At 37.9% G+C, this 14,834-nt stretch carries 16 protein-coding genes and 1 other RNA gene; 9 read left to right on the plus strand and 8 right to left on the minus strand.

The features are described from left to right. Positions 1–329: 329 nt before the first annotated feature. Positions 330–902, minus strand: coding sequence for an isoprenylcysteine carboxyl methyltransferase family protein (locus H0184_RS05995; RefSeq protein ID WP_260631463.1), 573 nt, complete (start codon positions 900–902; stop codon positions 330–332). A 3-nt stretch (positions 903–905) separates the two neighbouring features. Next, positions 906–1,994 carry a type III polyketide synthase gene (locus tag H0184_RS06000; protein ID WP_221822578.1) on the minus strand — a complete coding sequence of 363 codons (1,089 nt, stop codon included), beginning with the start codon at positions 1,992–1,994 and terminating at the stop codon, positions 906–908. A gap of 686 nt (positions 1,995–2,680) precedes the next feature. Between H0184_RS06000 and H0184_RS06005 the strand changes: the two genes are divergently transcribed. The 3 genes from H0184_RS06005 to H0184_RS06015 are packed head-to-tail and all read left to right on the plus strand — an operon-like array spanning position 2,681 to position 4,990. After that, positions 2,681–2,830, plus strand: a complete 150-nt coding sequence (locus H0184_RS06005) for a cytochrome c oxidase subunit 2A (protein WP_221822579.1) — start codon at positions 2,681–2,683, stop codon at positions 2,828–2,830. Between the two features lie 19 nt (positions 2,831–2,849). Continuing rightward, entirely contained in the window at positions 2,850–3,329 is a 480-nt protein-coding gene (locus H0184_RS06010) for a cytochrome c oxidase subunit II (protein WP_221822580.1), read from the plus strand. Then, the gene (locus H0184_RS06015) at positions 3,326–4,990 is read left to right on the plus strand and encodes a b(o/a)3-type cytochrome-c oxidase subunit 1 (protein ID WP_221822582.1); all 1,665 of its coding nucleotides are present in this window, start codon (positions 3,326–3,328) and stop codon (positions 4,988–4,990) included. Before H0184_RS06010 ends, H0184_RS06015 begins: the two co-directional genes overlap by 4 nt. Before the next feature lie 21 nt (positions 4,991–5,011). Here H0184_RS06015 and H0184_RS06020 read toward each other — a convergent pair whose 3' ends face one another. The 3 genes from H0184_RS06020 to H0184_RS06030 all read right to left on the minus strand — a co-directional run bounded on the left by H0184_RS06020 (position 5,012) and on the right by H0184_RS06030 (position 7,919). After that, the gene (locus H0184_RS06020) at positions 5,012–5,923 is read right to left on the minus strand and encodes a DMT family transporter (RefSeq protein WP_221822584.1); all 912 of its coding nucleotides are present in this window, start codon (positions 5,921–5,923) and stop codon (positions 5,012–5,014) included. 61 nt (positions 5,924–5,984) lie between these two features. Next, the gene (locus H0184_RS06025; RefSeq protein WP_221822585.1) at positions 5,985–7,493 is read right to left on the minus strand and encodes a carboxypeptidase M32; all 1,509 of its coding nucleotides are present in this window, start codon (positions 7,491–7,493) and stop codon (positions 5,985–5,987) included. 192 nt (positions 7,494–7,685) lie between these two features. Continuing rightward, positions 7,686–7,919, minus strand: coding sequence for a DUF2249 domain-containing protein (locus H0184_RS06030; protein ID WP_221822586.1), 234 nt, complete (start codon positions 7,917–7,919; stop codon positions 7,686–7,688). 122 nt (positions 7,920–8,041) lie between these two features. Here H0184_RS06030 and H0184_RS06035 point away from each other — a divergent pair, with 122 nt between their 5' ends. The 6 genes from H0184_RS06035 to H0184_RS06060 all read left to right on the plus strand — a co-directional run bounded on the left by H0184_RS06035 (position 8,042) and on the right by H0184_RS06060 (position 11,070). Beyond that, on the plus strand, positions 8,042–8,191 hold the full coding sequence (locus H0184_RS06035) for a hypothetical protein (protein WP_221822587.1): 150 nt from the start codon (positions 8,042–8,044) through the stop codon (positions 8,189–8,191). Between the two features lie 130 nt (positions 8,192–8,321). Next, positions 8,322–9,014 carry a Crp/Fnr family transcriptional regulator gene (locus H0184_RS06040; protein ID WP_221822588.1) on the plus strand — a complete coding sequence of 231 codons (693 nt, stop codon included), beginning with the start codon at positions 8,322–8,324 and terminating at the stop codon, positions 9,012–9,014. A 24-nt stretch (positions 9,015–9,038) separates the two neighbouring features. Continuing rightward, positions 9,039–9,272 carry a DUF2249 domain-containing protein gene (locus tag H0184_RS06045; RefSeq protein ID WP_221822590.1) on the plus strand — a complete coding sequence of 78 codons (234 nt, stop codon included), beginning with the start codon at positions 9,039–9,041 and terminating at the stop codon, positions 9,270–9,272. A gap of 19 nt (positions 9,273–9,291) precedes the next feature. Further along, a complete protein-coding gene (locus H0184_RS06050) occupies positions 9,292–9,498 on the plus strand; it encodes a DUF2249 domain-containing protein (protein WP_221822592.1) in 207 nt (68 codons plus the stop codon). Positions 9,499–9,512: 14 nt separating this feature from the next. Beyond that, positions 9,513–10,757 carry a hypothetical protein gene (locus H0184_RS06055; RefSeq protein WP_221822593.1) on the plus strand — a complete coding sequence of 415 codons (1,245 nt, stop codon included), beginning with the start codon at positions 9,513–9,515 and terminating at the stop codon, positions 10,755–10,757. Positions 10,758–10,770: 13 nt separating this feature from the next. Beyond that, positions 10,771–11,070 carry a metal-sulfur cluster assembly factor gene (locus H0184_RS06060; protein ID WP_221822595.1) on the plus strand — a complete coding sequence of 100 codons (300 nt, stop codon included), beginning with the start codon at positions 10,771–10,773 and terminating at the stop codon, positions 11,068–11,070. 33 nt (positions 11,071–11,103) lie between these two features. Here H0184_RS06060 and H0184_RS06065 read toward each other — a convergent pair whose 3' ends face one another. The 3 genes from H0184_RS06065 to rnpB form a co-directional block, all read right to left on the minus strand. After that, positions 11,104–13,029, minus strand: coding sequence for an ATP-dependent DNA helicase (locus H0184_RS06065; RefSeq protein WP_221822597.1), 1,926 nt, complete (start codon positions 13,027–13,029; stop codon positions 11,104–11,106). A gap of 67 nt (positions 13,030–13,096) precedes the next feature. Next, the gene (locus tag H0184_RS06070; RefSeq protein ID WP_221822599.1) at positions 13,097–14,239 is read right to left on the minus strand and encodes a THUMP domain-containing class I SAM-dependent RNA methyltransferase; all 1,143 of its coding nucleotides are present in this window, start codon (positions 14,237–14,239) and stop codon (positions 13,097–13,099) included. 169 nt (positions 14,240–14,408) lie between these two features. Continuing rightward, positions 14,409–14,814: RNase P RNA component class B (gene rnpB, locus H0184_RS06075), an RNA gene on the minus strand. Between the last annotated feature and the right edge of the window lie 20 nt (positions 14,815–14,834).

Below are 14,834 nucleotides of genomic sequence, written 5' to 3' on the forward strand. Positions count from 1 at the left end.
TTTTCCCATGCTCTTCGGTCACTCCAGACACCTTGCATTGACTCAAACTCCTTTACCCCATGCTCCTAGGTCACTCAGACCCCCTGCATTGACCCTAGTCCTAAATAAAAGTAATGGCCAAGGATTTCTCCTTGGCCTCTTACTAAATTATCTATGAGATACATTTTTTAAGACGTGTTTCATGACAAATGCGTATATGATTACCGTTCCTCCGACAAATGCAAACGCCATAAGTTACACCTTCCTATCCGCTCGATGCGATGAGAATGATTTTCATCTTCTATAAAATGAGGATATCACAACTGATAATCATTTTCAATACACTAAAGTTAATTGTCATATTTATTTAACAATTTTGGCAGAAACCGATTACAGGTGCCAAAGCTGCCATCATATTGAGTTAACTCCCGGAGAGCCTTTTCCTCAGCTGGTATCCGGATTGAAAGCATTAGGATATTTAATAAGGTAAACAAGACCGCTGTTATGTATGCACCAAAGAGAAGTGGAACAACTAGTAGCTCCAGGGAGACCACTAAATAGTTTGGATGCTTAATATATCGGTATGGTCCTTTTCTGACCACATCAACATTAGGTAAGACAATGATTTTCGTATTCCAGTAAGAGCCAAGTGAAGAAATCGCCCATACTCTAATCAGCTGTGCACAAACAAACACAGCAGCTAACAATGGCCAGATGGATGATAATTCTCGTGAGAAGGTAATTTTCTCAAAAAGTAAAACAGCAAAAAACAATGAATGCATTAGCACAATATATTGATAATGCTTCATACCAAATTCTATTGCTCCTTGAGATTTCATCCACCTTTCATTCCTTCGTGCAATTACCAGCTCAAGTAAACGTTGAACAATCATAACTGAAATAAATATAGAAAAAATTATCATTCCTTACCCCCATTTCAGTAATAGCAGCTCCGAACTAAATCCCGGTCCAAGGGCAGTGCATAATCCATATGCACCTGCCTCAGCACCTTTTTCCATGAACCTTTTTAGGACATATAGTATTGTTGCCGAAGACATATTTCCAAATTTTTTGAGCACTTCAAGTGAAATATCTGTCATAGAATCGGGTATACCTAAGGATTTGATATATGCGTCTATCACTTTCTTCCCGCCTGGATGGGCAATGAAATGTTCTATTGCAGCCAGCTCTAACCCATTCTGAGTTAAAAATTTACTCACATTTGGTCTTAGCCACTCCTCAATAATAGTTGGAATATCTCGAGAGAATACAACAAAAAGACCTTGATCTCTAATATCCCAGCCCATAACATCTAGAGAATCTGGCATTAAGGTAGACTGCGTATTTATAATCGCAGGTGAAGTCTTTTTTGCGCACAAATCACCAAAATTAACCTTTTTTCCACATACCAACGCGCAGGCAACCCCATCCGCAAATAATGAGGTACCAATTAAATTACTCTTTGAAAAATCGTTCCTCTGAAAGGTTAAACTGCAGAGTTCAACCGAAAGCACCAACACCAAAGCCTCTGGGTAAGCGGTGCAATATTCAAATGCCCTCGATAGGCCAGCGGCACCACCAGCACATCCAAGACCCCATATCGGAATTCTTTTTGTGTGCTCACCGAATGGGAGAAGATTCATTATCCTTGCTTCGATACTCGGTGTGGCCATACCCGTGGTCGAGATATAGAAAATAGCGTCTATTTCTTCACAGTCGATATTTCTATTCAAAAAGCTCTTATTAGTAAGGCAGTCCTCAATCGCCTGCTTCCCCAGTGTTACCGCAGATTCAATATAAGCATTATTCTTTTCCGCAAATGAACGTTCTTCTTTATACCACTTAATCTCTTTTACAATATGCCTTTTCTCTATTTGTCCGTTTTGAAAGGCTTTTAGCAGCCTTTCGATATCTTTAAACCTATCTGAAAAAAGTTCTCTGGCAAAGGAAATCGCTTGCTCTTGTTTAATTTCAAATTCTGGAACTGCTTCTGCAATTGAAAGGATTGTTGGCATTCGTTCATTCTCCTCCTATGTAGGTAATGGTATTTTTACCAAATAAAGGAGAAATATGTACAAAAAAAAGCCTCCCTGCTAGAGGGAAGCCAACGTTTTGAAGGTTTTTGTTGTTGTGCTCTTTGATTATAACTGAGAAATTGCCTCTAATCATTACGAAAACTTTTCCAATTTTGCTCTTACAAAAAAAGCCCAAGATACAGTCTTCTTTTATTGTTTTTCTGACTGGGCTTGAACCTCGATTTTTATCTTTTTATCTGCAAGAGATCCACAGATCTTACAATATTCGATTTCGTCATAGAGAAGACGGCATGGTTCACAATAATATTTTTCCATAAATAACACGCTCTCTTCTAGAAATTCAGATACATTTTATTTCATTCTATTGAAAAGTTTCAAAATTGTGACAAACGTTGTAAAGACAAGCTTTTATCTTGATAAAGGTCATTTTCAATTACTTTTATCACAGGTATTAAGTGATAGTTCACAATATCGCCACAAGTTCATCCCTGTTATTGTGATATAAATCACTGTTATATCAATTTAATACTATTAACATAGTACTTACCTAAGGAATGAACATTTTGTGAACTGTTAAATTTGTTATTTTATCTTCACAATTGTTTTGTATTATGAAAGAGAACTTATTATTTAAAATTAAACTTTTCAAAAAGGGGGTCTGGGGGATGGCGAAAGCGGAAATGAAAACAAATAAAAAAACTGAAATTGAAGACAGCTCTTCTCTTAAAGGGACATTGGCGTCCGTTTTCTTTTTGGGAATCTTTTTAGTTGTCACTTGGGTAAGTGTCTATTTCTTGTTCTTAGACCGTTTTTAAAGAGAGAGGGGAAAAAAACATGCATATGCATAAGTTTGAAAAAATTTGGCTTATCTTCGGGATTGGCGCTCTTGTTGTTTTCTTATCAGTTGTAGGTGTAAGCGCTTTTTACTTAGGTAACAAGCCGCCAAGCTGCTTAACTACTATAGATCCAGAAAAGGTGGATACTCAGGCACCTTTTGATAAACCTGGATTAAACAAGGTTGAAGGAAAAGAGTGGGACTATGAATTAGTGTATGTTGCTTCTGCCTTCTTCTATAATCCTGGTGAAGTAGAGGTTCCACTAGGTGCGAAGGTAAAAGTTATGGCCACAACAAAGGACGTAATCCATGGTTTCCAAGTAGCTGGAACAAATATCAATATGATGCTGGAACCAGGCTATATAAACGAGATTGTCACAACTTTTGATAAAGAAGGCGAATATTTAGTGGTTTGTAACGAGTACTGCGGTACCGGTCACCACTTAATGAGTTCTAAAATAAAGGTGGTTAAAAAATGAGCAGCCAAACAACAAAATTAAAAGTAGATCCGCGTGATGGTAAGCTTGCGATGGCACACTTTTATGTTGCCTTTATTGCTCTTACACTAGGCGGTTTAATGGGATTACTGCAAACCCTCGTCCGCTCTGGTAAATTTGAACTTCCATGGGGTATTGATTATTATCAAATTCTAACCGTTCATGGTGTATTAATGGGTCTTGTTTTAACAACGTTCTTTATCATGGGATTCCAATATGCTGCGGTAAGCCGTACGGCAGGTACTCATTCACCAGCAGCACGCCGAATTGGCTGGATTGGCTTCTGGGTAATGACGGTAGGAACAATTATGGCTGCTACAATGGTATTACTTAAAGAAGCTTCTGTTCTTTATACCTTCTATGCACCATTAAAAGCACATTGGATTTTTTACTTAGGTATGACATTTGTTGTAGTAGGCAGCTGGCTTGACGGCGCAGCCCAAATTATGACCTATGCTAGATGGCGCAGGGAAAACCCTGGTAAACCAAGCCCGTTATTAAGCTTTATGGCTGTCATTAATACCGTACTTTGGATTGTTGCTACACTTGGTGTCGCCTCAACTGTACTATTCCAGTTACTCCCATGGTCACTTGGCTTAGTAGACACTGTCGATGTGTTAGTCAGCCGTACTTTATTCTGGTATTTCGGACACCCGCTCGTATATTTTTGGTTACTGCCTGCTTATATGTGCTGGTATGCAATTATTCCAAAAATTATTGGCGGAAAAATTTTCTCGGATTCATTAGCACGTCTTTCTTTTATTCTTTTTTTACTTTTCTCAATTCCAGTCGGATTCCACCATCAGTTAACTGAGCCGGGAATTGATCCAGCTTGGAAGTTTTTACAGGTAGTTCTTACCTTTATGGTAATCATTCCATCCTTAATGACGGCATTTTCATTGTTCGCAACGTTTGAGAGATATGGCCGTTCTAAAGGTGCAACTGGACTTTTTGGCTGGTTCAAGGTTTTACCTTGGAAAGACGCTCGATTTACGGTACCTTTCATTGGGATGGCCAGCTTTATCCCTGCGGGTGCAGGCGGTATCATTAACGCTTCCAACCAAATGAACCAAGTGGTTCACAATACAATTTGGGTAACAGGTCACTTCCATTTAACTGCTGCAACCTCAGTTGTTTTAACGTTCTTTGGGATTACATTCTGGCTTGTTCCTCATTTAACTGGTCGTGTATTAACGAAAGCAATGAACAAATTAGCTATTATTCAAGGTTGGGTTTGGTTTGTTGGCATGGCTTTCATGTCAGGCGCTATGCACTTCCAAGGACTTCTTGGCGGTCCTAGACGCTCTGCCTACTCAACTTATGGAGATTCGGCACAAGCAATAGAATGGATTCCTTACCAAATTGCACAGGCGGTTGGCGGATCTATTTTATTCCTTGGAATCATTTTGATGATTATCATCTTTGTAAATCTTGCTTTCTTTGCTCCTAAAGGTGAAGAAGAGTTCCCTGTAGGAGAAGCAGAGAATCTTGAAGAAAAAGCACCAATGATCTTTGAAAACTGGAAATTATGGCTTGGTATCACAGCAGCCCTAATTTTATTCGCATACACCATACCTTTTATCGATATGATTCAAAATGCACCTCCAGGCTCACCAGGATTTAAAACATGGGGTTCCTGGTAACAAATATGAAAAAGGCTTCATTTAAAACTGAAGCCTTTTTTTGTTATCTATTTTAAAGAATGTCTTCGGCAAATTTATTAGAATCACTGATAATAGAATAATAGCAGTTCCAATAAATTGTAGAATCCCAAAGTCTTCTTTAAATAAGAAAACACTTAGTAAGGTTGCAGCAACAGGCTCCACAGTTGCAATGATAGAGGCTTTGCTGCTTTCCATTTTCTCAAGTCCCTTTGTATAGAATAAGTATGCTAAAACCGTTGGAAATAGGCCTAACCCTAATCCGTAAAGAATGACATCTCTGCTTAATAGAATACTCCCTTTTTCGAATAAATCTGTAAATAGTAATAATGTAATAGAAGCCACTAGGAACGTGTAAAAAGTAACAGTGAAGGGGCGATATTTTACTAAAGCAAATTTACCGAATATCGTGTATAAGGCGTAACCAAAACCTGCCCCTAGTCCTGTTATGATCCCAATTAGGTTCATCGATGGTGTTTCTTTTAAATTAATCCCAGCAATTAATATACAGCCAATTAAGGTCCCGACGACTGAAATAACCTTCATAGAGTCCATCCGTTCTTTTAAAAACAAATAAGAAAGGATAACCACAAAGGCGGGTGCAGTATAAAGTAAAATAACAGCGAAAGATAAACTCAGTTGATTTATGGAAGTGAAATAGCACCAATTAAACAATACAATACTAAATATGCCTGTTCCGATAAAGTATTTTCCATCACACAGCTGTATTTTCATCTGTCCTGGGTATTTTAGCAAGCCAATCATCCCAAGCAATAAGACGGCAGTTACTACTCTAATTGTAACAATCTCCATTGGTGTAAATCCTAGGCTTGCCAGTTTTCTAACAAAAATTGCTATGATTCCCCATATACTTGCACTAATTGCTATTAGAAGTATTGGACCGAACTTCCCCATCACACACACACCTTACTAAATAAAGAAGAAGGGCATTTAATCTCCCTTCCCCTTTTTATTATTAATTAAGTTGATATACCTTACCATATTTTTCGTACAAATAATCAGTTAGATATTGAGCATTTAGACCTTCACCAGTTACATCTTGAAGGATTTCTAATGGTTTCTTCTGTTTACCATATTGGTGAATTTTTTTGTTCAGCCATTCTTTGATTGGCAGCAAATTCCCTTCTTCTAACAGCTGGTCGAAGTTAGGAAGATCTTCGAGCATTTTATTCTTAAATTGAGCAGCATACATGTAGCCCAGCGCGTATGATGGGAAATATCCAAAACTGCCTCCTGCCCAGTGTACATCCTGCAGTACACCTTTGGCGTCATTCTCTGGTGTAATCCCTAAATATTCTTGATATAAATGATTCCAAACCTGTGGAAGGTCCTTAACTTCAATCTCACCGTTAAATAATCCTTTTTCGATTTCATATCGGATAATGATATGAAGAGGATACGTTAATTCATCTGCTTCGATTCTAATAAGCGAAGGCTTCGATTCATTTATCCCCCTGTAGAACTCTTCTATAGTTACGTCATCAAACTGACCTGTAGCATATGTTTTTAATAGTTCGTAATTACTTTTCCAAAAAGAAAGGCTTCGACCGACAATATTTTCATAGAAAAGTGATTGTGATTCGTGTATCCCCATTGACGTTCCCGTACATAATGGTGTGCCAATTAAGTCTTTAGAAATATTTTGTTCGTATAATGCGTGACCACCTTCATGTATGGTACCGAAAACAGCCGTACGAAAATCTTGTTCATCATAATTAGTTGTGACACGGACATCTCCTGGATTTAAACCAGTTGCAAACGGATGCACTGTTTCATCAAGCCTGCCTGCATCGAAGTTATAGCCCATTTTTGCAAGGATTTCAAGACTTAATGCACGCTGTTTTTCCTTTTTAAATGTTTTAAATAGGAACTCCGTTTTAGGTTTGTTTGGAGAATCTGCAATCTTTTTGACCAACGGCACGATTTTCGCCCTTAAATCGCCGAATACCTGATCAAGGACTTCAACCGTCATACCAGGTTCATATAAATCCAGCAGCACATCGTAGCGGTTTCCTGTATGTCCCCAATAATTGATGAACCTCTTCGTCGTTTCTACCAGCTTCTCAAGGTAAGGTCTGAACAAAGTAAAATCTGCCTTTTCCTTTGCCTCCTCCCAGACAGATTCTGCTTTGGCCTGAAGAATAACATACTCCTTGTATTCATCTGCTGGAATTTTTTTGTTGCGTTCGTATTCTTTTTTACATTCCTCAAGAATTTTACGTGTAGTTTCGGATAGTTTATTTTTAGATAAAGTTGCTATGTATGCTGCCATATCTTCCGATGTGGACATTTTAAAAACTTCTGATGAAAGCATGCCAATTACTTCAGATCGTTGATTCATACCTTGCTTGGGAGCTCCTGTCCTTAGGTCCCAATAAATCAATCCAAGCGCCTCATTGTACGCACTCATTTTCTTGACATATTCTAAAAACTTCTTTTCAGCTTGCTCTGGCGTCAGGCTCATACAAAATCCCCCTTTTTAATAACCACTTGTATTTTATCATATTTTTCTGAAAATCTAAGGATAAAAAAACAACAGAAATAAATTCTGTTGTAAAATAGTATTTAGGGAAAGAGGATGATTCCTAAAAGAATAAAAAAGTAAATTGCTTTAGAGAAGTTAATTTTAGTAATCATGATTGTCAGAGAAACCGTATTACTTCTTACCGATGGATACCTTCCAAACTTCTGGCCCCTGCTCGTCGTATTCCCACGTAAATTCTTCAGGTCTTTCCATCATAAACTGATACTGAAGAGGTCTAGGATCATGGTCATTTACAATTTGCATAAATTCTCCAGATTTTAATTCGTCAAAACCTTTAAATATAGTTGAATGTTTTTCACGTGGTGGATAATCTGGCACATGGATAATCGTTGCGTATGTTTGCATTCATGTTCACTCCTTTAATATGCTAACTTCTACTTTATTATAGAAAATTTCTATTCTCGCCATAGTGCTAACTATCACACCTGCAAGATGATTTTGCTAATACTAATGAAAGGAGAAATTGGATGAGAGAATTAGTTGGGAAATGTACAGCATGTAGAAAAGAGATTTATTGTTTAGATGGCTTCTTTAACGGGGTACAATCTGATGAAGGTAAGATCTATTGCTTTGAATGCTGCGATGAATTAAAAAACGAAGAAAATCCGCAAGATTAAATCTTGCGGTTTTTTTTATTGAGAATAATTTTCAAAGAAATTTGCGAACTATGATGGAGGTCACATAATTGTTTTCCATTCACTGCTAAAATGAAAGTAATTAAGAATTACTAATACGAAGGTGATGTTAATGAAGCAAGAGGACATAAAAAAAAGATTATCGGATGTCCCCCTATTCAAAGAATTATCTGATGAAGAGTTAGAGCCATTTATAAATATTGCTTTAACTCGCTTTTATAAGCAGAAGATGTATGTTTTTATGCAGGATGATCCACTGGACCGCGTATTTTTTATCCATTCTGGAAAAATCAAAATCTATAAAACAGACTTTTCTGGGAAGGAACAAATTGTTTCGGTACTCGAACCTGGTGAAATGTTTCCACACGCTGGATTCTTCCGTAATGGAAACTTTCCAGCACATGCAGAGGTTTTAGAAGAGGCAACTCTCATTGTTATTCCTATTGACAAGTTTGAAGAGACGCTTATCTCATACCCCGAGCTTTGCATAAAGCTTTTTAAAGTGTTAGGAGAGAAAATCGTTGACCTCCAAGGCAGATTAGAGGCACAAGTCCTCCATAACACCTTTGAACAAATCGTATTGCTTCTTATAAGACTTTGCCAGTCCAACGGAGAACAGGTTGGCAGCAGATTTCAGTTAACAACACAATTCACAAACAGAGAACTGGCTAATATGATTGGAACTTCTAGGGAAACAGTCAGTAGAACCATTAACCATCTGAAAAAGAAAAACTATATTCACCAACGCGAGGATGGACTTTATTTAATCAATCGCGAAGCACTGGAGCAGGAATTATTCTATTAAAAATCATTCGAGGAGCTGTTAAAAATGGAACAAAAAATTATTGAGCTGGATGTCAGAGAAGACTTAAAGAATAAGATTGAACCTTTCCAAAAAATTATGGAAGCTATTAAAGAAGTTAAGGAAAATGATATTTTTATCCTTCACGCACCTTTCAAGCCTGTACCATTGTTTGCCGTGTTAAAAGCTAAAGGCTTTTCCCATGAAGCAGAAGAGATTGAAAACAAGCACTGGAAAGTTACTTTTACTAAGAGTTTATAATAGAAAAGGTGATTATATTATGATTCTTGATAATCGAGGTTTAGAACCGCCGCAGCCAATGATGAGAACTCTAGCAGCATTAGAGAATTTAGCTGATGGTGAGGTTTTAACAATTATCAATGATAGAAGGCCGATGTTCCTCTATGAGCAGCTTGAGGAGCTTGGCTATAAGCAGCGGACAGAACCACAAAACGATGGAAGTTTCAAAATTGAGATATTCCGATAAGAAGGTGTAAGAGTATGGTGCCTAACACGATGGGAAGTGAAACAAATATCAAGCTTCCTTTCTCATTTATTATATTCAGTTTAGTCGCTCTCGTATTATCACAAATTTTAGTGTTAGTAAATGGACAAATGCTTGTGGATGGCAGCTTCCGCATACCTGCAATTTGGTCAGCTGCCCATTTACTTGTCTTAGGATGGGCACTAATGGTCGCAATGGGTGCAATGTATCAGCTTGTTCCGGTTGCTTTCTTAACAAAAATATGGAATGAGAAATTTGGCTTTGTTCAGTTTTTTGTTACTGCAATTGGTATTGCGTCCTTTTCATGGATGCTATACGTCTCGCCACAAAAGGCATTAGTACCAGGGATATTCATGCTGCTTGGTATCTTAATGTTTTTATTTCAAATGTTTATGACTTTAAGAAAGCAGGCAAAACCAAATATCCTGACAGCCTTTGTCGGCAGTGCTCTTGTATGCTTATTTTTAACGATATTCCTAGGAATTACATTAATATTTTCTCTTCAAACAGGTTTTGCTGCCCAGTTCTACCAAGCAATCTTTAAAAGTCATCTATTAATGGGTGTCACAGGCTGGTTTACGCTATTAATTTTTGGTTTTTCATATAAAATGGCACCTATGTTTTCATTATCACATGGGTTCCCTATGATTCATGCACGATATGTATATGGTTTATATATGGCGGGTCTGGCAGTCACTCTTATTTCCTTTTTTAATGATAATAGTTATCTATTAAAATCGGGATTTTTCCTACTATTTGCAGGCTTTTCCGTTTTCACCTGGCATGTATCTATAATCATTAAAAAACGGCTGAAAAAGAAACTAGACCATTCGTTTTCCTATGCTTTAGGAGCTATAGGCTTAGGAAACCTCATCCATTTAGCAGCATTTATTGCCTTATGGACTGACCATTTTTCTATTCTAATCGGGCCATTGGTATATCTTTATTTATTGCTTTGGATTGTCCTAAGTATTATGGGATACCTATTTAAGATTGTACCTTTTCTATGGTGGACTTATAAATACAGTAAAGAAATGGGAAAAAAGGCGGTTCCTTCCTTAAAAGATGTGATGAATGAAAAAGTGGTTGTTCCCTTCTTTTCCGTATTTGTAATCGCAGTCCTTGCTGTTTTTCTATCGATCATATTTAAAAGCATTCTTCTCTTCAATATTGGACAATTTGTACTATCAATTGTATTTGTTGCTATTGCACTTACTATTTTGGGTGTACTAAAAAAATAATGGGGTGATTAACATGAACGTAAAAGAAAAAGTAATAGAAGCATTAAGAAGTGTATATGATCCTGAACTAAATATTAATGTGGTTGACCTAGGGTTAATTTATCATGTTGATGTTACAGTAGAAAATGATGTCAATGTGACGATGACGTTAACAACACCTGGATGTCCACTGCATGACAGTATTACTACAGGCGTTCGATATGCTGTGCAAGGAATTGAAGAAACAAGAAATGTTGATGTTAATCTTGTATGGGAACCTGCGTGGTCACCAGAAAAAATGACACCAGAGGGTCTGCGTTTATTAGGCAGATAAGAAAAAGGTCAGCTGCCATAGCTGACCTTTTTTCTATACTTCCACTGCATCTGTTGGCAGGACATCTTTAATTTTCTGTAATAACGCTGAATCGATATTCTCATCCAGCATAATATGAACACTGCCCTGATCATGTTCACTTCTAATTAGGCGGCCAATTCCCTGTCGTAAGCGAAGCAGCATGTAAGGTAAATCCACTTCTTCAAATGGATTTGCTACACCATTTCGTTTTGCTGTGAACACAGGATCATTTGGCGGGAAAGGCAGTGAAAAAATCATGACATTTTCTAACGATCTTCCTGGGATGTCTAGACCTTCCCAAAGATGGATCGTACAAAGTATAGAATGCTCTTCATTTTGGAACTTAGAAACAAGAGTACTAATTTCCTCGTCACCCTCGAAGTACACTGGGTACGGAATATTCCCTGAAAGCTGTTGTTTCAAGCTGTTTAATTCATTTTGATTGTTTAGGAGAATCAGTGCTCTACCCTCTGATTGAACAATTTTACTTAAACAATAATCGAGTCTATCCTCCAACGAGTTTTGATTGAATTTCGGCATAAAGACCTTCATTTTTTCTTCATAATCAAATGGTGACTCCACTGAAAAGGATAAATACTCTTTAATTCCTAAGCTGCCCGCAATATAATCAAACTTTTTATCGTTCGATAAAGTTGCAGATGAAAAGATAAACGGTTTTTTCTGCACAAACACTTCATCTCTCATCACTTCTTCAACCATTTTTGGCATGATGACAAGTGTTCGCTCATAGCCTTTTTCCTCGAACCAAGTAATCCCGTTCATCTCTTTAAGGAATAACGATAACGAGTAAGTAATTTGCTCTAAATATTCCTCTACAATTTTCAAATCATATTCATTAATCACGTACAATTCACTTTCAAAGACGAGCTCTTCTTCTATTGCTTGAAGCCTATTTAATAGCACCGTACCATATTTTATTAAGGCAGGATTCATAGTAATCATTTGTTTTTCTGACCCTTCAGACGGGACAGAATACTGTGAAATCGCACTAAAGAATTTATCATTATCTAACAATGCTTCCTCAATGGTATATAACGTTTTTTCACGCACTTCATTTTCCATCAGCCTTGTTAGTAAGGTTTCTAGTGTATTATCGGTGAATCGGTAACTTAACGCTTTTTGTGCTGCATATTCAAGTAAATGTCCTTCATCAAACACAACGGAAGAGTGGTCAGGCAATAACGGGAGCTGACCTTCGCGTTTTCGTGATTCTTTTGTCCAAATATGCTCCATATAGAAGTCATGCGAACAAATAATTAAATCCTTGGCATGACGATAGAAATCACGATTAAGTGTAAGTCCGCAGCGATGTCTCTTTTCGCAGGAGAAACAGTCCTGAACCATATCCCAATTAATCTTCCCCCATGTATCATCAGACAATGAAGGATAATCCCTGCGGTCACCATATCTCTCAAACTTTTGCATAGAGCCATCACTGTGAACAAAATCAGGTAATTCCTCATAAATTCCAGCAATATCATCATTAAAGTCTTCATGTCTCACATAATCAAGCTTTTTTAAGCAAAGGTATTGGTCTCTCGATTTTGCCAATCTTACATCAATATTGAGCCCAAGGACCTTCTCGAGCTTAGCAATGTCACCTTCCTTTTTAACAAGCTGCTCGATTAATGTTTCATCGGCACAGGCAATAATTGCTGGTCTATTTGTATACCTGGCATACATAATTGCATAAAGCAGATAAACAATTGTCTTCCCTGTCCCAACTCCTGCTTCAGCAAACATAACTTTCTTGTCCTTAAATGCTTTCTCCAGCTGGAAAGCCATAAAGATCTGTTCATCACGCAATTCAAACCCAGCCTCGGGTAAAATATCATAAAATAAATCACCGATCCACTCACTAAGCTTGTCATAAAATGATTCTGTTTTTGAAACTGTAAATGGAATTTTCCCTTGCATCTATACCCCTCCTATAAACGAATGAAATGGAGCCTTCTTCAGCAGGCTCCAATTGGTCTGATTGGTACTATTCAATTGTACGGGGAGGTCTCTTACCCCAATATTGATAAAGGTCTGTGCGAATAAACCCATTAAACAGCTTTCGCTTTTTTGTAGCTGGCTTTCCATAAAATTGTTCGAACTCTTCATTAGATGTCATGATATAGATAGACCAGGTGTCAAGGTTACTAAAAGCTTGTCCCATTTCCTTGTACATTTGCTCAACAGCTTTTTTCTCACCAAGTCTTTCTCCATATGGGGGATTTCCAACAATCACGCCATATTCTTTGGTGGTTGTAATATCTCTTACTTGCATTTGTTTATATTGGATAAGGTCTCCAAGACCAGCCTCAAAGGAGTTTTCTTGAGCAATTTTGATCATCCGATGGTCAATATCAGTCCCCATTATATCCAATGGCTGGTCATAATTTGCCAGGTCCTCGGCTTCTGTACGCGCCTCATCCCATACTTTACCGGGAATCCAATTCCAGCTTTCTGATACAAATTCACGATTAAAACCAGGAGCAATATTTTGCCCAATCATCGCCGCTTCAATTGGAATCGTACCTGATCCACAGAAGGGGTCGATAAATGGTTTATCAGGATTCCAATTCGTAAGCGACACCAAGGCTGCTGCAAGGGTTTCCTTTAATGGAGCTTCACCTTGATCAACACGGTATCCTCTTTTGTGGAGTCCTTGACCACTTGTATCTATTGTTATGGTGGCAACATCTTTTAACAATGCCACTTCAATTCGATAATATGCCCCTGTCTCTTCAAACCAAGAGCTCCGCTTATAATGAATTTTCATTCGGTCCACCACCGCTTTTTTCACAATGGCTTGACAATCTGAAACACTAAATAGTTTTGACTTTACTGATTTGCCTGTTACAGGAAACTCTGCATCTTCAGGGAGATACTTTTCCCATGGTAATGCCTTTGTTTTTTCAAATAATTCATCAAAGGTATAGGCTTTAAATTCGCCGACTTTTATTTTAACTCGGTCTGCTGTTCGAAGCCACATATTGCTTCGGGCAATCGCAGTTTCATCACCCGTATAAATGACCTTGCCATTTTCAACCTCACACTCATAACCGAGAGCACGTACTTCTTTTGCCACTAATGCTTCTAATCCCATTGCAGCGGTCGCAATTAATTGATATTTTCCCATTTATTCCACCCTTAACTTTTTACCTTATTATGTATGAATGTATGCTTGCCTATCATACCATTATAGACCAGAATCAGTCATCCCATGCAAAATCGACCAATCATATAAAAGTAAAAAGACCCTCCTCATAGGAGAGTCGCATGCCTTAACTTTATTAACATTAATAACGTTCTGTAAGCCATGTTCTGTACCAGTGTACTACAAACGACGTTTATACGTCTCGTACTTAGGTGGTAATCATCTATCTACAGATTCGCAAGGAATCTGTCCTTCTCCTCGTTCAATTCCTCAGAGAAAGTGCCCCTACCATTATTTGGGTTTCTCGCTCGCGGGGTTTACCTCGTTCCACCCTTTTCATTTCTGAAAAGGCTCCGTCACTGTGGCACTTTTATAGGTATTCATACCATATCCTTTTGGGACTTAGGTATTTTCCCGGCCGTCAGCCAAACCAATGGCTCAAACTGCCCTAGCTTATGTTTTCGCTAGGCACGAACACTACGAGCATCTCAGCTCGTGCGAGCATGGACTTTCCTCTACAAGCAAGCAAATGCTTCTTGCAGCGATTACCCGAACGTAATTAATGAATACTTTTATA

Source organism: Neobacillus niacini (genome assembly GCF_019749295.1).
Lineage (GTDB): Bacteria > Bacillota > Bacilli > Bacillales > Cytobacillaceae > Neobacillus > Neobacillus niacini_D.